Annotated in this window: 22 protein-coding genes; 10 read left to right on the top strand and 12 right to left on the bottom strand. The window is 58.8% G+C overall.

Features of this window, described 5'->3' with window-relative positions; translation table 11 throughout:
• Positions 1-114 precede the first annotated feature (114 nt).
• The 3 genes from odhB to zapE all read right to left on the bottom strand — a co-directional run bounded on the left by odhB (position 115) and on the right by zapE (position 5,886).
• The gene (gene odhB, locus ABF824_RS01135; RefSeq protein ID WP_415485995.1) at positions 115-1,350 is read right to left on the bottom strand and encodes a 2-oxoglutarate dehydrogenase complex dihydrolipoyllysine-residue succinyltransferase; all 1,236 of its coding nucleotides are present in this window, start codon (positions 1,348-1,350) and stop codon (positions 115-117) included.
• A gap of 196 nt (positions 1,351-1,546) precedes the next feature.
• A complete protein-coding gene (locus tag ABF824_RS01130; protein ID WP_415485971.1) occupies positions 1,547-4,414 on the bottom strand; it encodes a 2-oxoglutarate dehydrogenase E1 component in 2,868 nt (955 codons plus the stop codon).
• A 245-nt stretch (positions 4,415-4,659) separates the two neighbouring features.
• On the bottom strand, positions 4,660-5,886 hold the full coding sequence (zapE, locus tag ABF824_RS01125; RefSeq protein ID WP_415485970.1) for a cell division protein ZapE: 1,227 nt from the start codon (positions 5,884-5,886) through the stop codon (positions 4,660-4,662).
• Positions 5,887-6,038: 152 nt separating this feature from the next.
• On the opposite strand from zapE, the gene ABF824_RS01120 reads away from it, so the two are divergent.
• Complete coding sequence (locus tag ABF824_RS01120) at positions 6,039-6,392, top strand: carboxymuconolactone decarboxylase family protein (RefSeq protein WP_415485969.1); 354 nt, start codon at positions 6,039-6,041, stop codon at positions 6,390-6,392.
• Between the two features lie 97 nt (positions 6,393-6,489).
• Here the strand turns inward: ABF824_RS01120 and ABF824_RS01115 are convergent, their stop codons facing one another.
• Together ABF824_RS01115 and ABF824_RS01110 are read right to left on the bottom strand one after the other, a co-directional pair.
• A complete protein-coding gene (locus ABF824_RS01115; RefSeq protein ID WP_415485968.1) occupies positions 6,490-6,759 on the bottom strand; it encodes a helix-turn-helix domain-containing protein in 270 nt (89 codons plus the stop codon).
• Positions 6,759-6,977, bottom strand: coding sequence for a hypothetical protein (locus ABF824_RS01110; RefSeq protein ID WP_415485967.1), 219 nt, complete (start codon positions 6,975-6,977; stop codon positions 6,759-6,761). The genes ABF824_RS01115 and ABF824_RS01110 overlap by 1 nt, the downstream gene beginning before the upstream one ends.
• Before the next feature lie 269 nt (positions 6,978-7,246).
• Between ABF824_RS01110 and ABF824_RS01105 the strand changes: the two genes are divergently transcribed.
• Entirely contained in the window at positions 7,247-7,942 is a 696-nt protein-coding gene (locus ABF824_RS01105; protein ID WP_415485966.1) for a LexA family transcriptional regulator, read from the top strand.
• 165 nt (positions 7,943-8,107) lie between these two features.
• On the opposite strand, the gene ABF824_RS01100 is transcribed toward ABF824_RS01105, so the two are convergent.
• Positions 8,108-8,506, bottom strand: a complete 399-nt coding sequence (locus ABF824_RS01100; protein WP_415485965.1) for a hypothetical protein — start codon at positions 8,504-8,506, stop codon at positions 8,108-8,110.
• Positions 8,507-8,750: 244 nt separating this feature from the next.
• Here ABF824_RS01100 and ABF824_RS01095 point away from each other — a divergent pair, with 244 nt between their 5' ends.
• Genes ABF824_RS01095 through ABF824_RS01080 form a run of 4 tightly spaced genes read left to right on the top strand, consistent with a single transcriptional unit; the run spans position 8,751 to position 11,022 of the window.
• Positions 8,751-9,074 (top strand): YnfA family protein, encoded by a 324-nt coding sequence (locus tag ABF824_RS01095; protein WP_415485964.1) that lies wholly within the window; start codon positions 8,751-8,753, stop codon positions 9,072-9,074.
• Positions 9,075-9,117: 43 nt separating this feature from the next.
• Entirely contained in the window at positions 9,118-9,753 is a 636-nt protein-coding gene (queE, locus tag ABF824_RS01090; protein ID WP_415485963.1) for a 7-carboxy-7-deazaguanine synthase, read from the top strand.
• A 2-nt stretch (positions 9,754-9,755) separates the two neighbouring features.
• On the top strand, positions 9,756-10,502 hold the full coding sequence (gene queC, locus ABF824_RS01085) for a 7-cyano-7-deazaguanine synthase QueC (RefSeq protein ID WP_415485994.1): 747 nt from the start codon (positions 9,756-9,758) through the stop codon (positions 10,500-10,502).
• Entirely contained in the window at positions 10,495-11,022 is a 528-nt protein-coding gene (locus ABF824_RS01080) for a 6-pyruvoyl trahydropterin synthase family protein (RefSeq protein ID WP_415485962.1), read from the top strand. Before queC ends, ABF824_RS01080 begins: the two co-directional genes overlap by 8 nt.
• On the opposite strand, the gene ABF824_RS01075 is transcribed toward ABF824_RS01080, so the two are convergent.
• Positions 11,019-11,438: a hypothetical protein gene (locus ABF824_RS01075; RefSeq protein WP_415485961.1), complete on the bottom strand. Its 420-nt coding sequence runs from the start codon at positions 11,436-11,438 to the stop codon at positions 11,019-11,021. The two genes, ABF824_RS01080 and ABF824_RS01075, sit on opposite strands and share 4 nt — an antisense overlap.
• Before the next feature lie 223 nt (positions 11,439-11,661).
• Between ABF824_RS01075 and ABF824_RS01070 the strand changes: the two genes are divergently transcribed.
• Both ABF824_RS01070 and ABF824_RS01065 read left to right on the top strand, forming a co-directional pair.
• The gene (locus ABF824_RS01070; RefSeq protein ID WP_415485960.1) at positions 11,662-12,198 is read left to right on the top strand and encodes a hypothetical protein; all 537 of its coding nucleotides are present in this window, start codon (positions 11,662-11,664) and stop codon (positions 12,196-12,198) included.
• Between the two features lie 50 nt (positions 12,199-12,248).
• Positions 12,249-13,616 carry a glycosyltransferase family 4 protein gene (locus ABF824_RS01065; RefSeq protein ID WP_415485959.1) on the top strand — a complete coding sequence of 456 codons (1,368 nt, stop codon included), beginning with the start codon at positions 12,249-12,251 and terminating at the stop codon, positions 13,614-13,616.
• A 21-nt stretch (positions 13,617-13,637) separates the two neighbouring features.
• Here the strand turns inward: ABF824_RS01065 and ABF824_RS01060 are convergent, their stop codons facing one another.
• The 5 genes from ABF824_RS01060 to ABF824_RS01040 form a co-directional block, all read right to left on the bottom strand.
• Positions 13,638-14,012 (bottom strand): hypothetical protein, encoded by a 375-nt coding sequence (locus tag ABF824_RS01060; protein ID WP_415485957.1) that lies wholly within the window; start codon positions 14,010-14,012, stop codon positions 13,638-13,640.
• 71 nt (positions 14,013-14,083) lie between these two features.
• Positions 14,084-14,869, bottom strand: coding sequence for a metal ABC transporter permease (locus tag ABF824_RS01055; protein ID WP_415485955.1), 786 nt, complete (start codon positions 14,867-14,869; stop codon positions 14,084-14,086).
• The gene (locus tag ABF824_RS01050; protein WP_415485954.1) at positions 14,869-15,636 is read right to left on the bottom strand and encodes a metal ABC transporter ATP-binding protein; all 768 of its coding nucleotides are present in this window, start codon (positions 15,634-15,636) and stop codon (positions 14,869-14,871) included. The genes ABF824_RS01055 and ABF824_RS01050 overlap by 1 nt, the downstream gene beginning before the upstream one ends.
• Positions 15,636-16,487 (bottom strand): metal ABC transporter solute-binding protein, Zn/Mn family, encoded by an 852-nt coding sequence (locus ABF824_RS01045; protein WP_415485953.1) that lies wholly within the window; start codon positions 16,485-16,487, stop codon positions 15,636-15,638. Before ABF824_RS01045 ends, ABF824_RS01050 begins: the two co-directional genes overlap by 1 nt.
• A 47-nt stretch (positions 16,488-16,534) precedes the next feature.
• Positions 16,535-16,981 (bottom strand): RrF2 family transcriptional regulator, encoded by a 447-nt coding sequence (locus ABF824_RS01040; RefSeq protein ID WP_415485993.1) that lies wholly within the window; start codon positions 16,979-16,981, stop codon positions 16,535-16,537.
• Positions 16,982-17,102: 121 nt separating this feature from the next.
• On the opposite strand from ABF824_RS01040, the gene hmpA reads away from it, so the two are divergent.
• Together hmpA and ABF824_RS01030 are read left to right on the top strand one after the other, a co-directional pair.
• Complete coding sequence (gene hmpA / locus ABF824_RS01035; protein WP_415485952.1) at positions 17,103-18,317, top strand: NO-inducible flavohemoprotein; 1,215 nt, start codon at positions 17,103-17,105, stop codon at positions 18,315-18,317.
• A 72-nt stretch (positions 18,318-18,389) separates the two neighbouring features.
• Positions 18,390-18,602 (top strand): DUF2945 domain-containing protein, encoded by a 213-nt coding sequence (locus tag ABF824_RS01030; protein ID WP_415485951.1) that lies wholly within the window; start codon positions 18,390-18,392, stop codon positions 18,600-18,602.

Here is an 18,602-nt window from a genome sequence, read left to right as displayed (position 1 = left end):
CCCATCGCTGTGTATCCGCCTCCCCTAGCCGGGAGGCGCGGGAGCCCCGTCAGACGACCGCCCCCAAAAACCAGAAGGCCCTCCGGTCCTGCGACAGAAGGGCCTTTCGACGTTTCAGAGTCCGAGCAGAAGACTGCGCGGATCCTCTACATATTTCTTGACCGATACAAGGAAGCTCACGGCTTCCTTGCCGTCAACGATCCGGTGATCATAGGACAGCGCCACATACATGATCGGGCGAATCTCGACCTTGCCATTCACGGCCACCGGACGATCGACAATGTTGTGCATGCCGAGAATACCGGACTGCGGCGCATTCAGGATCGGCGTGGACAGCATCGAACCATAGATGCCGCCATTGGTGATGGAGAACGTGCCGCCCGCCAGATCGTCGATCTTCAGCGTGCCTTCACGAGCCGCCTTGCCGAAGCCTGCGATCTTCTTTTCGATCTCGGCATGCGACATGGTTTCCGCATCCTTGATCACCGGCACGACCAGCCCGTTCGGGCCACCGACCGCGATGCCGAGATTGACGAAGTGACGATAGATCACGTCATCCCCATCGATTTCAGCATTGATGGCCGGGAACTCATTGAGCGCCGCGATAACCGCCTTCGAGAAGATCGACATGAAGCCAAGCTTCACACCGTATTTCTTCACGAACATATCCTGAAACTCGACGCGCATCTGCTTGGCAGCCGTCATGTCGATTTCGTTGAATGTCGTCAGCATCGCCGCCGTGTTCTGCGCATCCTTCAGACGACGCGCGATCGTGCGACGCAGGCGCGTCATCTTCACACGCTCTTCGCGCGGATCGTCCTTGCGTGGCGGCTTGGCCGGAGCCTGCGCCGTCACCGGAGGCTGCGACAGGAACGCCAACACGTCACCCTTGGTGATACGTCCGTCTTTACCTGTGCCCGACCCGATCTGCTGCGCGGAGACACCGCTTTCCGTCATCATCTTGCGGGCCGCCGGCAGGGCCGCAGCCGCATCAACCGGCGCGGAGGACTTCGCGGCGGGTGCCGGAGCCGCCTTAGGAGCGGCCGCAGCAGCTTTCGGCGCTTCCGCCTTCGGTGCAGGAGCAGCAGCCTTGGGGGCGGCTTTTGCTGTCGCACCAGGGTCCAGTGTTGTCAGAAGCGCACCGACCTCGACTTCATCGCCTTCCTTGACGGCCGGCTGACCCAGAACGCCAGCCTCCGGCGCCGGAACCTCCACCGTTACCTTGTCAGTCTCCAGCTCGGCGACGGGTTCATCAGCCGCCACCTGCTCTCCGGCCTTCTTCAGCCATTTCGCAACAGTCGCCGTCGTGACACTCTCGCCCAGCGTCGGCACCTTGATCTCGACTGACATCTCGCTTCCCACTTTCCCTTTTCGAATCGGCATGTTGTGGTCACTGACCGACAGCATGGACTCTCCTGTTATGCCCCCAACATGGGGTCTTCGATATTCATGCACCGTGTTGATGGCCATCACGTCTGCGAGACAGACACGAAATCAGCCATGCAAAACACGCGAGCCCCCTTCCCGACGGCTCGCGCCTTCTTCTTCAGCTCAGTCCCAGTGCGTTCTTGACCAGCGCGGCCTGCTCGGCGGCATGCGTCTTCGCCAGACCCGTTGCCGGGCTTGCGGCTGCCGCACGACCGACATAAGCCGGACGTCCGACCTTATGACCGGCCACATCCAGCGCACCCTCGATCAGACGATCGACAAAGTGCCAGCCGCCGCCATTACGGGTTTCTTCCTGACACCAGACAATTTCCTTGGCGTTCGGGTAGCGCTTCAGCTCGGCGGCCAGCTCTGCTTCCGGGAACGGATAGAGCTGCTCAAGACGGATGATCGCCACCTTCTCCAGCTTCTGCTCACGGCGTGCTTCCAGCAGATCGTAGTAGACCTTGCCCGAGCAGAGGATGACGCGTTCGACGGCGTTGTCAGCCAGCGGATCGATCTCGCCGATCACCGGACGGAAGCTCGTGCCTGTCTCGAACTCGGTGAGAGCGGAAACGGCAAGCTTGTGACGCAGCAGCGACTTCGGCTCCATCAGCACCAGCGGCTTGCGGTAAGGCAGCTTCAGCTGACGACGCAGCGCATGGAAGTAGTTGGCCGGCGACGTGATGTTGCAGACGAACATGTTGTCTTCGGCGCAGAGCTGGAGATAGCGCTCCAGACGGGCGGAGGAGTGCTCCGGTCCCTGCCCTTCATACCCATGCGGCAGCAGCAGCACGAGGCCGGACATGCGCAGCCACTTCGTCTCGCCCGAAGCGATGAACTGGTCGATGATGACCTGTGCACCGTTGGCGAAGTCACCAAACTGCGCTTCCCACAACACGAGGTTGTTCGGATTGTGCATGGTGTAGCCATACTCGAAGCCCAGCACCGCGAACTCGGAGAGATGCGAGTTCCAGATATTGATCTGGGACTGCCCTTCCTTGATGTGATTCAGCATCGTGTAGGGCTGCTGATTGGTCTGGTCGATGACCACGGCATGACGCTGGCTGAACGTGCCGCGCTGCACATCTTCACCTGACAGACGGATGCGATGCTTTTCCAGCAGCAGGGAGCCGAAGCCGAGAGCCTCGCCGGTCGCCCAGTCGATGCCTTCACCGGTCTCGATGGCTTTCGCCTTGGCCTTCATCTGGCGGGCGATCTTGCTGTTGAGATCGAACCCTTCCGGCACTTTCGTAATGGCTGCGCCGATTTCCGTCAGCACGTCTTTCGACACACCGGTCTCGACCTTCGTGACTTCGCCCGCCTTCGGGGGAGCTTGCAGACCGGCCCAGTTGCTTTCCAGCCAGTCCGCCTTGTTCACCTTATAGGACTGCGCCGCTTTGAAGTCCTCGTCCAGCTTGGCGTGGAACGCATCCCACTGCGCCTTCACCTCGTCTTCCGTCAGCACACCGGCTTTCACCAGATGGTTAGCGTAGACGGTGTGAGGCGTCTCGTGACCGGCGATGGCCTTATACATCACGGGCTGCGTGAAGGCGGGTTCGTCCGTCTCGTTATGACCGTTACGGCGATAGCAGACGATGTCGAGAATGATGTCGCTGGCGAATTTCTGGCGGTAATCAGCCGCCAGACGCGAGGCATAGACCACGGCCTCGGCATTGTCGCCATTGATGTGCAGCACGGGTGCCTCGATGGCCTTGGCCATGTCGGAACCATAGATACCGGAATGACCGTTCACCGGATTGGTCGTGAAGCCGATCTGGTTGTTGACGATGATATGGATTGAACCACCCGTGCGGTAACCGGCGAGCTGCGACATGGACAGCGTCTCATAGACCACGCCCTGACCGGCGAAGGCCGCGTCACCGTGGATCTGGATCGCCATGTGCGACAGACGCTTCTCAATGTCGCCATCATCATCCTGCGCGGCGCGGACCTTGCCGCAGACCACGGGATCGACCGCCTCAAGATGCGACGGGTTCGGCTGGAGCGAGATGTGAACGGAGTGACCACCGATCTCGACGTCCGTGGAGGAACCGAGGTGGTATTTCACGTCACCGGAACCGGCCACGTTATCGGGCTTGAAGGAGCCGCCGCCGAATTCGTTGAAAATGGCGACGTAAGGCTTGCGGACCACGTTCACCAGCGTGTTCAGACGGCCGCGATGCGCCATGCCGATGGCGACCGACTTCACGCCCTGCTGCGCGACCTGATCAATCACGGCATGCAATGCCGGGATGGAGACTTCACCACCCTCAAGACCAAAGCGCTTCGCGCCGACATAACGCTTCTGGCAGAAGGACTCAAAGCCCTCAGCTTCCGTCAGATTCTTGAGGATCGACTTCTGTTCCTCGACCGTGACACTGCTGGGCCAGTTGTCGCCTTCCAGACGGGAGCGGAACCACTCGCGCTGTTCTTCGGAGCGCGCATACATGTATTCCGCGCCAATCGCGCCGCAATAGACCTGACGCAGCGCCGCCACGACTTCCTTGACGGTTGCCGTGTCACGCCCCGGCAGGATCGGAGAAAGCAGCGTGCCGATATAGACCGGACGATCGAGATCCTTCGCGCCGAAGCCATAGGTCGCAGGGTCAAGCTCGACGGCAGGAGCCGGAACTTTCAGACCCAGCGGATCGGTCTGCGCTTCCAGATGACCGAACTCCCGGAACGCCCGGATCAGCTGTGCAATGGCGAGGCTGTCTGTCGCAGCCAGACCGGCGCCTTTGCCTGCACCCTTGCCAGCCGGAACGGGCGCCGGCTCATCACCCGTGATGATGGACTTGCGCGGCGCCCAAGATGCGCCAGAGGCGTCCTGAAGGATGGAAGCGGCCTCATCGTCCAGAGAGCCGAACAGTTCGGCAAAGGACGGATCGACACTCTTCGGGTCCTCGGCCCACCGTGCATACAGGTCGGCCACATAGGCGATATTGCTACCGCTCAACGCCGCCGTAAGAAGATCGCTGCCCGCCATGTCAGAACACTCCTGTGTCTTTCTTCGTCGGCTTTCGGTTCCGCCCGACTGTTACCCACCAAGCTAAAGAACCGGTCACCGGAATACGTGCTGAAAACGCCGGACAGGATTGCGTGCCTGAATGCACCCTCTTGATCTCCGTCGTCTCTGCCGGATGGTCCGATGAACCAGCCTGACCCGGTCGTGGCCGGGTCCCTGTGAAATTTGCTAGACCGGGCAAAAAGGCACGACAAGAGACCTGGCTGTCACGGTCTGGAGAGGACGCCTCCGGGAGCATGGGCGCGTGCGAGCCAGCTTTCACTGCTCATTTCCATGAGACGGGAGGCCGTACGGGCGAACGCGTCCGATCCTTCTCCTGCCGGAAAGAGGTGATCCGGCGTGGCGTCGGCGGAGACGAACAGCAGATTTCCGTTGTCGTACAACGCATCGACCAAAGTGATGAAACGTCGCGCAACATTGGCGTCATCCGGCCCGAGAGCCGGAATGTCATCGATCACAACGACGGGAAACTTGTGCGCAATGGCCAGAAAATCGTTCGGACCCAGTGGCCGTCCACACAGAGAAGTGAAATCGAAACGTGCAACCGGTCCCTGCGCATGATCCACCGGCAGAGTCCGCCCGCTGAACTCCAGCGTCACTTTCCCACCCGGGTGCCCTTCACCATAGCGGGCAACGATCTTGTCGAGCCGGGTTTTGGCCGTCTGATCGGCCGGAACGGTCCATGTCGTGTCGTCCTGCTCACGTCCACGGCGATAATCCGTCTCCGAATCCAGTTCCTCGGTATCGAGATGCCGCTTGATGATGGCGATGAACGGCTTGAAAGCGTCCGCTCCCGGGCGATTCTGAAACAGATCACCCGGAACCGTATTCGACGTCGCGACGATGACGACCTTCTCGGCAAAGAGCGCCTCGAACAGACGCCCGAGAATCATGGCATCCGCGATGTCGTTGATCTGGAACTCGTCGAAGCAGAGCAGCGTCGCATCGCGGGCAATGGTCTGCGCCAGCGGCGGAATCGGGTCTGACATGCCGGGATTGGCGTCCTTTAGCGCGCGAATCCGCTGATGGACTTCCTGCATGAACGTCAGAAAATGGATGCGCTGTTTCTTCTGCATCGACACACAGGAGAAAAACAGGTCCATGAGCATGGTCTTGCCGCGCCCGACACGACCGACAATATAAACCCCGCGCGGCACATCAATGTCCGCGTTCTCATCACCCTGCCCCAGCAGTTCAGACACCCTGTGCGGCAGCTTCCGTGCGACTTTCGCTAGAAAGCCTTTCTTTTCTTCCGCCGGTCTGGGTGGCGCAGGATGATAGTTTTTCAGTTCCTGCCAGAGACGGTCCAGCCGTCTGGCCACGCGTTCCTGATCCGGATCGCGCCGGAGCTTTCCGTCCGCCACACGCTCCTCATAAAGCGCGAAAGGTCCGGACTGCTGAGCAGATGAGGGGGTTGCGTTCATGACGTTCATGAATCTGCCGATAGCGAGACACGCCGCCGCCAGCAAGAGTCGCGCGACAGCCTACACCGGGTCGTGACATCTCCTTCACGGAGTGGTGAAGACTGACAGCCGCGGAACCCGTCTACCGTAACCACTCTCCTTACTAAACGGAAGAATGGATCATGAGTGACTGGTCAGACTGGAACGAGCGGCGCGAACATCTGGGCAAGGCCATTGGCGCCTATGCCTCCGTGTCACCTGACACCGTGTCGAGCATTCTTGCCCTGAACGGCGCGAGCGCGAAAACCAACCATCTCGATGCCAAAACCCGTGAACTGATCGCCCTTGCCGTCGCCGCCACCACACGCTGTGACGGCTGCATCACCATTCATGCGGAAGAAGCGGTGAAAGCAGGCGCCACACGGGAGGAAATCGGCGAGGCGCTGAGTGTCGCCATCGCCCTGAATGCAGGCGCCGCTCTGGTTTATTCGACACGCATTATGGATGCGTTCGATGCCGCGTCAAAAAGCAGGTAAAGACTTTCATCATTTATCGTTTCTGCCGCGAGGAGCCTGACTCCTCGCCATTGCAGGTAATCCGTTTTTTAAAATCCATTTGATAAAAAAGCTGTTTTCAATGGGCGTAACGACGGTTGTGAAACATGATCGCGCCCATGCTGATGGCATTTCCTGAAGGCAACGGCTCATCCCCTTCCCTGACCCGCACACTGCTGACAATGGATTTCAGTGCTTCCGATCGCCGTCGCATCAGCAGACGATGAACATAGGAGCGGGAAGCGCCGATCTGGTCGGAGATCGCACGGATACTTTTCCCCTGCGCATAAAGATCGACCGCCTGCTTCTCCACCGTCTGGGCGCGCGCTGGTTCGAATTTCTTCACCATCAGACCACCTCCCTGACAGAAACCTGCTTCGGGACAGAAAACCGGACATCGAGTTCAGTGAGCCGCTCCAACAGACCGCTCATAGCCTTCTCCGCTTCTTCCTGAGCGACCGGCAGCGCGACAGGTGGCGCCATAAGGGCCATGCGGGCCGCATAACGCGCCTGTTCCCGCAATGCGTTGAGTTCCTGAATGTGCGCTCCCGCAAGTGCGCACGTCATGGTCGTCCACTCTCTTTCCGTCATGCGGATGGGGTTTGGTCCGTCATACGCACGTGACCCTGCTTGCTCTTTATAATTCATATGTGTCATATTCCATTCACCCTGTAAGCTTTTTGACGCTTATGGCGATGATGTCTTGGGGATTTCCGATCGTTTCCCGAAGCAACGGAGCTTAATATGAGTCATTTAGATCATATAAACAAGAAAGAAATACCGCTTTCCATCGTATTATTAAGTGGACACAATATCATTTCGTATAATCTCCAGTCATGACAACGGAAAAGCCCACACGTCGCCGGGGACCAGCCCCCCGCCACGGAACAGACCTTTCCACACGCGAAGGACGGCTGGCACAGGCCATTAGACAGTATGGCTCGGCGCGTCAGCTTCATCTGGCCACGGGCATTTCCGAATCCATGATCGGCAAATATCAGCGTCCCGGCTCCGACTGGAAACCTTCAAAAATTGAGGAAATGGCTCATGAACTGGGCGTTTCCGCTGATTGGCTGTGGACGGGAGACACCAAACTGTCCTCGTCGGTGGCCGTCACCTATTACGACGCCAGAGCTTCGGCCGGTTTCGGACGGACCTGCGAGGAAACTAGTGCCCAGCCTGTACAGTTTCCCCGCTTTTTCCTGACCGATGAACTCGGGTTGCAGCCGACCGGGCTGATCATCATCACGGCGGATGGCGATTCCATGCTGCCAACCATTCATAGTGGCGACAGGCTGCTGATCGACACACGCCCATCGTCGCGCATCGAGGGGGTTTATGCCGTGGTCATGCACGGCGCCCTGTTTGTGAAACGGGTCTCCCGCACGGCTAACGGCGACTTTCTCGTGCAGTCAGACAATCAGGCCTATCGTTCGGAAACATTTCCCGCCGATCAGGTCAGTTTCAGCAAACCTGAAGGACATGCCCTGACGATCATTGGACGGGTGGTGTGGACAATGCAGCGTGTATGATTGTTCTGCTGCACAAAAATTGCATGTTGTTCAGTAGAGATTTTCGATCCCAAAAAATATGCCCGCCTCCATGATGAAGCGGGCATATTCCGGATAAAACAGCAATTATGAGGAACTGGACGAAAGATTCTTCAGACCAACCGAAAAACTCTCTCGCCTTTCAGATCAACCAAACGGATTGGAGCTGCTGCTGGGGAACGTAATCAGGTTTTCCGAGGTGATGTGGCCACAACCAGAAACCGTGACAGCGCTACTGATTGAAGAAATGGTGGTTTGCAACAGCTGCATCGCCCCACTCACCGACATGCTCTGCCCCATGGAATAACCCAGCTTCATATCCGCACCGACATTCTGCCAGGCGCTGGCAATGGTGGAGCAGCTTGCGTGGTTAAAGTAATCAGCCCCGACGTTATACATGCCGGCCAGATATCCGGCGTAAGCGCCGATCATGCCGGAAAGGGAAACAGAAGACTGCGGGAAGCCGCCACCGCCACAAGAATGGGTAGGCTGATGGCAGCAACCGCCAGAAACGGTGTCGAGTTCGGCAACGGAGAGTTCACGCATGGAAGACATCTGTTTTACCCTTTTATTTTCTAGTTTTTTTGCAACCGCTCTGTGAAATGATTTTTATCAGACCATGCGTTCATCACATAGGTAATAGGACGTTAATCACCTCCTCCCAGAGTTATTAGTTCATCAAGCGAACGCCATAAAAACGTTACCGTCCGGGATTTTCGATACAATCATTAAGAAAACGTTTAAATCATCCACGAAATCGGCAACTATTAACCTACCATTAAGGATATTCATGGCCTTTCTCATTTACACGCTGGCAGCTTTTGCAGAGATCGCAGGATGTTTTTCCTTCTGGGCATGGCTCAAGGAAGGCCGCTCGGCCCTCTGGCTGTTCCCCGGCTGCCTGTCGCTTGCGCTTTTCGCGTGGCTCCTGACCCTGATCGACGCCAGCGCAGCGGGCAGGGCCTATGCCGCTTATGGCGGTATCTACATAACGGTCGCCGTTTTCTGGATGTGGTGCGCTGACGGTATCCGTCCCGATCGCGCCGACCTTCTTGGCGTAGCACTCAGTCTGGCGGGCACGGCTGTCATCCTGTTCGCACCTCACAAAGGCTGATTTGCCCTTGCCTTCCGCCGCGTCATGCCCGACATGAGCGGCCATGACGTATACCGTTAAGGAAATTTTCCTCACGCTTCAGGGCGAGGGCGGCCAGAGCGGACGGGCGGCGGTTTTCTGCCGCTTTGCAGGCTGCAATCTGTGGACCGGACGCGAAGCGGACAGGGACAAGGCAATCTGCCGTTTCTGCGACACCGATTTTATCGGCACGGACGGACCGGGAGGTGGTCGCTTCAAGGATGCGGACAGTCTCGCCGCGACCATCGCCGCCATGTGGCCCGCCTCCGGTTATGAGCGGCGTTTTGTCGTCTTTACCGGTGGAGAGCCACTTCTTCAGCTTGATGCCGCGCTGATTGCGAGCATGCACACACAAGGATTTACCATTGCGGTTGAAAGCAACGGCACAGTGGAAGCGCCGGACGGAGTCGACTGGCTGTGCATCAGTCCGAAAGCCGGATCAGAGTGGGTGCAGCGACGCGGGCAGGAACTGAAGCTCGTTTATCCGCAGGATGGTCTCGATCCGGCGGATATGCTTACGCTCGATTTCGAGCAGTTCTGGTTGCAGCCAATGGATGGACCAGATCGTCTCGCCAACACGGATGCCGCAGTACGTTATTGTCTGGAGCATCCTCAATGGCGACTGTCCTTACAGACGCACAAGCTGATCGGGATTCCGTGACCATGTCTCTTCAGTCTCCCTGCCCTGTTTCTCAGGATGGCGCACTGGTGGTGTTCTCAGGCGGTCAGGATTCCGCCACCTGTCTGGCATGGGCGCTCGATCGCTTTGCCCGCGTGGAAACACTCGGTTTCGATTACGGCCAGCGCCATGCCGTGGAACTCGCCTGCCGCGATACGCTGCGTGCCGGAATGGCAGAGCTGAAAGATGGGTGGAAAAATCGTCTTGGCCCCGACCACACTCTTGGGCTGGACGCGCTCGGCAAGGTTTCCGATACGGCGCTGACGCGCGAGACGGAAATCCAGATGACGGAAAGCGGTCTACCCAGCACTTTCGTGCCGGGACGCAATCTCATTTTCCTCAGTTTCGCCGCAGCCCTCGCCTATCGCCGCGGATTGCGCCACATCATCACGGGTGTCTGTGAGACCGATTATTCCGGCTATCCCGACTGCCGCGATGATACGATCAAGGCGCTTCAGGTGGCCCTCAATCTCGGCATGGAAACCCGTTTCGTGCTGCACACGCCTCTCATGTGGATCGACAAGGCACAGACATGGGCGCTGGCGGAAACGCTGGGTGGCGAGAAGCTGGTGACGCTCATCAATCATGAAAGCCACAGTTGCTACCTTGGCACACGTGGTACGCTCCACCCGTGGGGACATGGCTGCGGTACCTGCCCGGCCTGCGAACTCCGGAAAACAGGCTGGGAAGCGTACGAAGCCACCCGTAAAGAGCATGTCGCCCATGACTGACCTGATCTTCACCCGCCGGTTCTCGATGGGCCATCGACTGATCCACGGGGCCAGCGAAAGCTGTGCCCTCCCTCACGGCCATAACGAATTCGTCACTGTCCGACTGGAACCCACGTCGATCGCATCACTCGACGGCGTGGCGAACATGCCGGTCTCGTTCCAGCGCGCCAAAAGCACATGGCATCGGTTTGTCGATGAAAGTCTCGATCACGCCCTGCAACTGGCCGAGGATGATCCGTTACTGGGCTGGTTCCTCGCGCATGAACCGCAGCGTGCAAAACGTATCGTCGTCACACCAGGCGATCCGACGACGGAACTCATGGCGTGTCTGATGAAAGCAAAGCTGGATGCTTTTCTGGTGGCGGATGGAAGTGTGCTGCGTTGCACGACCATCACGCTTCAGGAGACACCGACCAACACCGTAGAGTTCGCGGGCAATCCGCTGCCCATGCTTCCAGCTCCCCGTCCCGCTGAAAAGTGCTGGTGGCGGCGAGCCGACATGAGCATCGCTGACCTTTAGTCCGAATCGGCTTTCAGCACTGCACAGGCCTTAGCCAGCTTGTCGGACGGATGGGATTCGCTGCTGCATACGCGGCGTGCGTCCGGTCCACACATCTCGATGGCGCTTTCAAAATCCGATTCCAGCACATCCTTGGCCACCGTCATGTCAGGCGAGGTCGATTTGTCTTCGATTTCGGCGATCTTGGCCTGCGTCGCGTGAAGCTCCTTCATGGCGTTGACGCAGGAGTCACTCGCTTCATCCGGATTGCTCTGCAACACCGCCAGTTCCTTGCGAAGCTGCTCGTTGGGCACTGAATTTTCAGCCGCCGAGGAGAGACTTTCTTCCTGAGCCATGGCCGGAGAAGCGAGGCAGAAAGCCGTCACGCAAAAAAGGGAAAGCGCGGTTTTCACGAAACGGGCCTCATCGCAGGTCACGGGAATCAGATGCAGGATTCCTTCTAACGGCAGGAAAGGCGGGAGAAAAGTTCCCCACCGCTCGAACAGCCCGCTTCTTGCCACAAAAAAGAGTGGAGACTGTTAAGGACGGGAATGTTTGTGCAGCGACTCTTCCTCCGAGAAGAGAATTTTTCTCTCGCTGCAAGGCATTTCACCCTGAATAGATTTCTCCCAAAATCCCATTTAAAAACAAAGGCTTTTCATGAACACTCTTTCCCGCCGGACCCTGTTGCGGTCCGGGGTTTCCTCGCTTGCCGCTCTTGGAACAGTCGCAGCGGTCAGTGCCTGCACAACCACGACATCAGGCGGCGGCACGACCTATTCCATTAATGTAACAAAGCTTCTCTCCATCATCAGCAGCATTGAATCCGGCCTGACGCAGCTTGTGAATTCATCGACCGTCACGACCGTGATTGGCACCAGCAACGCCACGAAAATCACAACTGCGATTACCAACATCAGCAAGGTTACGGCCGAAGTGGCAGCGGACGCGGCATCCACTGTCACGCTTACAGTGGCTGAAAACTGGGTCGCAACTGCCGAAAGCGCCACGGAGGCGGCTCTCGTCATTCTTCAGGACTTCCAGAGCGCCCTGCCTTCCAACGTCAACACCATCGTGCAGGCCATCGCCACGCTGCTCCCCGTTCTGGAAAGCCTCATCGGGGCGGTTACCGCTCCCCCTGCACCTGTCACGCTGAGCGCAGCCGAAGCGCAGGCCGTCATCGCAGCCGGTCTGTAGCCCCCATTCTGGCATCGCCGGACGGTCTCGACTATGAAGAGACTGCGATCATGGTCACAGGCAGTCCGGCGATGCAGGCTTTTCCCTCCCGACATTTCTGGTTCGATGTCGAGGATCTGTTCGAATACAGCCGCGTCAATATGCGCCCAAGCGGCATCCAGCGGGTTGCCTTCGAAATCCAGAACGCCATGCGCTGCCTGCCGGACATGCAGGGTCGGGTCGGCTTTCTGCGTCACTCTCCAGACGGACGACGCTTCCACCCCGTCGCATGGAGCGAGGTGGCCGCGCTGTATGAACGCCTCGCCAGTCACGTGACACCCCATTCCGGGCTTCTGGAAACAGCGGTGCCTCGCCTCACCCCTTCCGCGCTTCGACGACTTGCCCTGCGCCTGCCTCCCGCGGTCCGCGTGCCACTCGGGCAACTGATCGCGCACCAGAGCGGTACACGCAAAGCCCTGCCACAGTTGCTTCGGGGTGCAGGCCACACGCTGAAACAAGCCTTTCATCACGCCCGAGCAAAAAAAACCGACGCTCCTTTTTCTCCGGCACCGCAGGACGTCCTCCTCTCCCTCGGCGCACCCTGGTCACACGCTGATTATGGCGCGCTCATCGGCCATTATCGCCAAGCATATGACATGCAGTTCGGTCTGCTTGTGCATGACATCATCCCGCTGCTATTCCCGGAATGGTGCCCAGCCGGGCTCCCACGCATTTTCGAGCGCTGGCTGCGCAGCATTCTTCCACATTGCGACCGGGTTTTCGGGGTTTCCCGCGCCACCTGCGCCGATCTGAAACGTGTTTTTCCAGACATTGCGGCTCAGCCGATCAGCATGGGAACTGCCCTCGCGGCAAAACCGCAGGCCACAGCCCCTTCGCTTTCCCTGCCTGACCGCTATGTTCTGTCTGTCGGCACTTTTGAAGCACGGAAGAACCATCTCTTTCTGATCCGCATGTGGCGGCGACTGCTGGAAACGGGCAACAGAAACAGCATTCCCAAACTGATGCTGGCAGGCTCGTCCGGCTGGCTTTCCGACGATCTGATGCAGCAGATTCACAACAGCAATTTTCTCGACGAGCATATCATCATTGTCCGGGCCCCCACGGATGCGCAGCTTGAACAGCTTTATCGTCACGCCCTGTTCGTGATGATCCCCTCGTTTTACGAAGGATGGGGACTGCCTGTTTCAGAAAGTCTGGCGCGGGGCAAAGCCTGCCTGATCTCGAATCGGGGTGCTTTACCCGAAGCGGGACAGGAACTGGTCGAAACCTTCAACCCGGACAATCTGGAAGACGGACTGGCAAAAGCCGCACGCATGATGTTCGATACGGGCGCGCTTGCAGAGGCGGAACAGGTCGTTCGGAGTTACTTCAAACCGGTGGGCTGGGAAGTGGCCGCAAAGGAAATCAGCGGCTTTTAAGACGTAGCCCTGAGCCCCATCTCAGTCGGCGACGCCCGGCGGAATCCGTTCCACGCGTGTTGGGCGGCCCCCGGCATCATAATAGATCACGCTATCGCCACGACGCTGGGCATAACCATCCGGCTTTCCGTCCGGCGTCCAGAACAGCAGACGGTCAATATCGGGCTGCTCGACGACCTTGTCGCCTCGGGGACGGTGAATATAGCTATAGTCTTTCTTCACCCGGACAGCGTTAAAGCGCGAGGAAAGAGCGTGCATGTCCGGCCCGGATGGCTTGTCGTCGTCGGGCGCTTCCTGAGCGTTGGCCGGGGTGACGGCTCCTGCCATCATGAAGGCTGCCAGAAGCGCGCTGCCCCACAGAACCTTTTTCATACCCAGCACGCCTTTCCTGCTCATACCACAGTATTCCGGCTACTTTTCCCAGCTTTCCCACCTTTTCGCAAGGCACGGTCCAGCATGGGCCAACTTCATATCCGCCGCCGCAGACCAGCCAGCAGAAACACACTCACACTCAGGACCGCGATCCAGAACGAAACAGGCGCATCGGTCCACCACGAGAGCGCCAGCCCACTCCATGCTTCTCCAATAGCCAGAACGGCCGCGCACCCGATTCCCACAAGAGGAGACACACCTAACTTGTGCGCGGCGGCTCCGGGGCCAACCATGAGCGTGAAAACCATCAGCACGCCCGTAATCTGTGCCGCCTCCGCCGTCGCGGCCCCGACAAGCATCAGGAACAGCGTCGAGAGCAACCGTGTCCTGACGCCCCGCGCCTCCGCCAGTTCCGGCTGAAGACTTGCAAAGAGCAAGGGTCGGGACAGGAGCGCCAGCAAAGCGCAGCCCAGCACGGTAAATATTCCCAGCGAGGCCAGCATGGTGCCGCTGACGCCCAGCACATTGCCAAACAGCAGCGCATTGGCGACCGAGGCCGACCGGGTCATCAGGTGCAGGAACAGCACGCCGCAACCCATCGCCAGAGACAGCACAAGACCGATCGCAACGTCGCGTCCATTCTTTTCCTGTCCGGCCAGCCCCATGATCCCACCGGCAAGAATCGCCGCGACGAACAGCCCTCCAAGCGGAGACCAGCCCATCAATGCAGCGCCCGCCGCTCCCGCGAAGGCGATATGCGCCAGCGCATGTCCGGCAAAACTCTGTCCGCGCAGAACGAGAAACCATCCGACAGGACCCGCCAGAAGCGCCACGAAAGCGGAGGCTGCGATAGCCATGCGCATGAAATCATAGGCGAACATCAGAAGGCGTCCGCGCTGACCAGCAGCCGACCGGATGGTGCGCGACAGACTTCGACCGGCGCACCATAGAGAGCGGAGAGGCTCTCGGTGGTCATCACCTCATCCACCCGTCCCAATCGGGCACGACCCCGCGCAACATACAGAACGGAATCCATCACACCCATCAGCGCATTCACGTCATGGGCGGAACAGATGACCGTCATTCCCCGCTGTCGTGCGATCTGTCCCAGACGTTCCGCCACATCACGCATGCGCACCGGATCAAGACTGGCGAGCGGCTCATCCAACAGAAGCAGCGAAGGCCAGCCGATAAGCGCCTGCGCGATCAACAGTCGCTGACGTTCCCCGCCGGACAGCGAGCCAAGCCGCCGCGTGGCCAGAGGCGTCGCATCGACCGCGTCGAGCGCTTCCTGAATGGCAAGCCTGTCCTCGCGTGTAAGTCGGGGAATCCCCCAGCGTGTGCCGGACATGCCCGAAGCCAGCAGATCCCATCCTGTCAGGGACGCGCCATTGGCGCTTCGGCTCTGCGGCATATAACCGATTTGTCCGATGCTGGCCCGAGGCGTGGCCCCCAGCACCGTGATATGCCCATGAGCGAGGGTTTCCAGTCCCAGAAGCGCGCGCAGAAGCGTAGTCTTGCCTGCACCGTTCGGTCCGAACAGGCCCACGAAAGCGCCCTGAGGAATGGAAAAGGAAACGCCGGTAAGAATCTCGCGTCCGCCGCGCGCGAGCGTCACATCGTCACACCGAACCGCATCGTCCTGCATCACGAATGTCCGGAGGAAAGGAGCGCCGCTTCCATCTTGTCCAGAATGGCGTTCATCCAGTCCTGCCAGTGCTGGCCGGGCGGCAATGTTTCCGTCACGGCAATACAGGGAACATGTGCAGCCTCCGCCACGTCCAGCAGCCGCGCGGCAGACGGTGTGACGACCTGCTGGTTATAGATCAGCAGTTTTATCGTACCGTTGCGAAGGGCGCTTTCAAACCGGGCGACTTCGGCTGGCCCCGGCTCGACATCGTTCATTACGGCAAGCTGGAAGGCAGCGTTCTCCGTCACCAGCCCCAGCCTGTCTGTCAGACGTCCCAGAATGGGCTCAGTCGCAGCGATCTTCGTACCCGCTACTTTTGGTCGCAGGGCGGTTATACGGGTTTCCAGTTGCGTGACAGCCTGCTCGAAATGCCCCAGCGAAGCGACCGTCTGTGGATCGTCATGCAAGGCATGCGCCACGGCCTGAGCGACTTTTTCCGCTACGGCAGGATCAAACCACAGATGAGCGTTGTCCCCATCATGCCAGTCGGCGATGTCCGATACGCGAATGGAGGGATGCGTGCCGGCCAGACGGTCCATCCACGGGTCGAAACCGCCACCATTGATGATGAGAAGACCGGCATCGGCCACATCGCGTGCTGTCGTCGGCACCGGTTCGAACAGATGCGGCTCCACGTCCGGCATGCTGAGAATACTTTTGACAGACACTTCCGGGCCGCCAATCTGGGCCGCGATGTCGCCCCAGACATTTTCCGCCGCCACAATCCGTATTGTCGGAACCGCTGCCTGCGCCGGAATCATGCCTGCGAAGAGCAGAAAAGGCAGCAGAAAAGACCGGAATGGGCGCATGGGCACCATCCCTAATCGTAATGTTATACTATATCAACAGAAACCATTCAGTGTGCCGGCGCTGTCGCCAGCTTTCGCTGCTCCCACTCTCCCACCACATCCGCCAGCGTCTTCCGGTCCAGCACCGCAAGGAAAGCCTCCAGAGCTTCGCCCAATGTGTGACGCAGGCTGCAATCCGGCATCAAAAGGCAGCCTCCACCTTCTTTGCGCTCAGTCTGCATGCATGAGACCACGGCAAAATCTTCCTCCGTGAACCGCACCACATCGCCGATACGGATCTCCTCCGGCGGTCGTGCCAGCCGCAATCCGCCATTACGGCCCCGGATCGTCTCGATAAAACCACCAACACCCAGACGATGAATGATCTTCACCATGTAGTTTTCCGAAATGCCATAAATCCCGGCGATTTCGCGGATGGAGGACAGCCGTTCACGATTGCTGGCCAGAAAAACCAGCGCACGCAGGGCGTAATCGGACTGAACGGTGAGGCGCATGCGGCACTGATAAACCAGCATAGGGGCCATGACCACCAGAAAAGGTTTCCCATGTTGACACCTTCAAAACACGCGCCCCATAAGATTACTCACTGAAACACCTTTTAAGGAGTGAAGTCAGATGGCCGCCCCCCTCGATGAGAAAACCCGTTCCATCGTCAAAGCCTGCGTCCCGGCTCTCGAAGCACATGGACTCGATATCACAAGGGAAATGTACAGCCGCCTTCTGGCCGATCCCGAGATCCGCGACCTGTTCAACATGTCGCACCAGAAAGACGGGGAGCAGCCCAAGGCTCTGGCCCTCGCCGTGCTGGCCTACGCCCGCAATATCGACACGCTCGGCAATCTCGGCGGCATGGTCGAACGCATCACGCAGAAGCATGTCGGGCTGAACATCCTGCCCGAGCATTACCCGTATGTCGGCAAGGCGCTGCTGGGGGCCATCGAACACGTGCTGGGCGATGCCGCCACCCCGGAAATCATGGATGCGTGGGCCAAAGCTTACTGGTTCCTGGCAGACCTTCTGATCGGGATTGAAAAGAAGGTTTACGACGAGCACGAAGCCGCTCCCGGTGGCTGGATCGGCTGGCGTCCCTTCCGCGTCCGCTCCGTGAAACATGAAAGCAGCATCATCCGCTCATTCGAACTGGTGCCGACCGATGGCAAGCCAGTGATGAAACATTTGCCGGGCCAGTATCTGAGCTTCAAACTGGACATTCCGGGTCACGGCTCGCAGCGTCGCAACTACAGCATCTCGTCCGCGCCTTCATCGGATCATTACCGGATCAGCGTCCGCAAGGAAGACGGTGGCGTTGTCTCCTCGTGGTTCCATGACACGGTGCGGGAAGGCACTGAGTTGCAGGTTTCCGCACCTTCTGGCGACTTCGTGTATGATCCGACCAAGGAACAGAAAACGGTCTTTCTCAGCGCGGGTGTCGGCCTGACGCCGTTCATCTCTGCGGTTGATGCGCTATCGCCCAACGAGAAAAAGACCGTCCGTTTCATCCACGGTACTCATGCCTCTGAAACCGAAGCGTTCAGCGCGGACGTGCAGAAGCTGGCTGCGTCCGGTATTTTACAGGCCGATATTTTCTTCAGTGCGGGTGTGCCCGCCAGCGCCACGGACAAATCGGGCGTACAGTATCATGCTGGCCGCATCACGAAAGACTGGTTGACGAAGCACGTCGATCCCCACGCGATTTATCGTATCTGTGGCCCGGATTCCTTCATGCGCGACATGGTGGATGCGCTGAAGACGGCTGGCGTCCCGGTCGCCAACATCCGCTACGAGTTCTTTGGCTCGGCAGCCGACGCGGAACTGCTCGCTGCTGTGTGAATGACATGCGTTCAGTCGGGACAGGAACACACCTGTCCCAACTTTATGCTTTCCATTTCCTCCAAAGGAAAAATGATGACGACGTTCAAAACCGGCGATCTGGTCTCATGGAAATATGAAGGTGGTCGCACATCCGGCACGGTCATCGCGATTCACCGGCAACCTTTTGAGGTCAACGGCTATACGCACCACGCGTCTTCTCCCGAACCCCAGTATGAAATCCGATGCGGCAGAACAGGACATATCGCTTTTCACAAAGCTTCTGCTCTGTCATTGGAACAGTAG

The sequence above is a fragment of the Acetobacter sp. genome (assembly GCF_047721705.1).
Lineage (GTDB): Bacteria > Pseudomonadota > Alphaproteobacteria > Acetobacterales > Acetobacteraceae > Acetobacter.
Note: the sequence above shows the minus strand (reverse complement) of the source record. Positions and strands in the feature narration are given on the sequence as shown.

Excerpts from the sequence above, each read along its gene's own strand:
- odhB (WP_415485995.1), bottom strand. The coding sequence starts at position 1,350 with ATGTCAGTCGAGATCAAGGTGCCGACGCTGGGCGAGAGTGTCACGACG.
- ABF824_RS01130 (WP_415485971.1), bottom strand. The coding sequence starts at position 4,414 with ATGGCGGGCAGCGATCTTCTTACGGCGGCGTTGAGCGGTAGCAATATC.
- zapE (WP_415485970.1), bottom strand. The coding sequence starts at position 5,886 with ATGAACGTCATGAACGCAACCCCCTCATCTGCTCAGCAGTCCGGACCT.
- ABF824_RS01120 (WP_415485969.1), top strand. The coding sequence starts at position 6,039 with ATGAGTGACTGGTCAGACTGGAACGAGCGGCGCGAACATCTGGGCAAG.
- ABF824_RS01115 (WP_415485968.1), bottom strand. The coding sequence starts at position 6,759 with ATGGTGAAGAAATTCGAACCAGCGCGCGCCCAGACGGTGGAGAAGCAG.
- ABF824_RS01110 (WP_415485967.1), bottom strand. The coding sequence starts at position 6,977 with ATGACGTGCGCACTTGCGGGAGCGCACATTCAGGAACTCAACGCATTG.
- ABF824_RS01105 (WP_415485966.1), top strand. The coding sequence starts at position 7,247 with ATGACAACGGAAAAGCCCACACGTCGCCGGGGACCAGCCCCCCGCCAC.
- ABF824_RS01100 (WP_415485965.1), bottom strand. The coding sequence starts at position 8,506 with ATGCGTGAACTCTCCGTTGCCGAACTCGACACCGTTTCTGGCGGTTGC.
- ABF824_RS01095 (WP_415485964.1), top strand. The coding sequence starts at position 8,751 with ATGGCCTTTCTCATTTACACGCTGGCAGCTTTTGCAGAGATCGCAGGA.
- queE (WP_415485963.1), top strand. The coding sequence starts at position 9,118 with ATGACGTATACCGTTAAGGAAATTTTCCTCACGCTTCAGGGCGAGGGC.
- queC (WP_415485994.1), top strand. The coding sequence starts at position 9,756 with ATGTCTCTTCAGTCTCCCTGCCCTGTTTCTCAGGATGGCGCACTGGTG.
- ABF824_RS01080 (WP_415485962.1), top strand. The coding sequence starts at position 10,495 with ATGACTGACCTGATCTTCACCCGCCGGTTCTCGATGGGCCATCGACTG.
- ABF824_RS01070 (WP_415485960.1), top strand. The coding sequence starts at position 11,662 with ATGAACACTCTTTCCCGCCGGACCCTGTTGCGGTCCGGGGTTTCCTCG.
- ABF824_RS01065 (WP_415485959.1), top strand. The coding sequence starts at position 12,249 with ATGGTCACAGGCAGTCCGGCGATGCAGGCTTTTCCCTCCCGACATTTC.
- ABF824_RS01060 (WP_415485957.1), bottom strand. The coding sequence starts at position 14,012 with ATGAGCAGGAAAGGCGTGCTGGGTATGAAAAAGGTTCTGTGGGGCAGC.
- ABF824_RS01055 (WP_415485955.1), bottom strand. The coding sequence starts at position 14,869 with ATGTTCGCCTATGATTTCATGCGCATGGCTATCGCAGCCTCCGCTTTC.
- ABF824_RS01050 (WP_415485954.1), bottom strand. The coding sequence starts at position 15,636 with ATGCAGGACGATGCGGTTCGGTGTGACGATGTGACGCTCGCGCGCGGC.
- ABF824_RS01045 (WP_415485953.1), bottom strand. The coding sequence starts at position 16,487 with ATGCGCCCATTCCGGTCTTTTCTGCTGCCTTTTCTGCTCTTCGCAGGC.
- ABF824_RS01040 (WP_415485993.1), bottom strand. The coding sequence starts at position 16,981 with ATGCGCCTCACCGTTCAGTCCGATTACGCCCTGCGTGCGCTGGTTTTT.
- hmpA (WP_415485952.1), top strand. The coding sequence starts at position 17,103 with ATGGCCGCCCCCCTCGATGAGAAAACCCGTTCCATCGTCAAAGCCTGC.
- ABF824_RS01030 (WP_415485951.1), top strand. The coding sequence starts at position 18,390 with ATGATGACGACGTTCAAAACCGGCGATCTGGTCTCATGGAAATATGAA.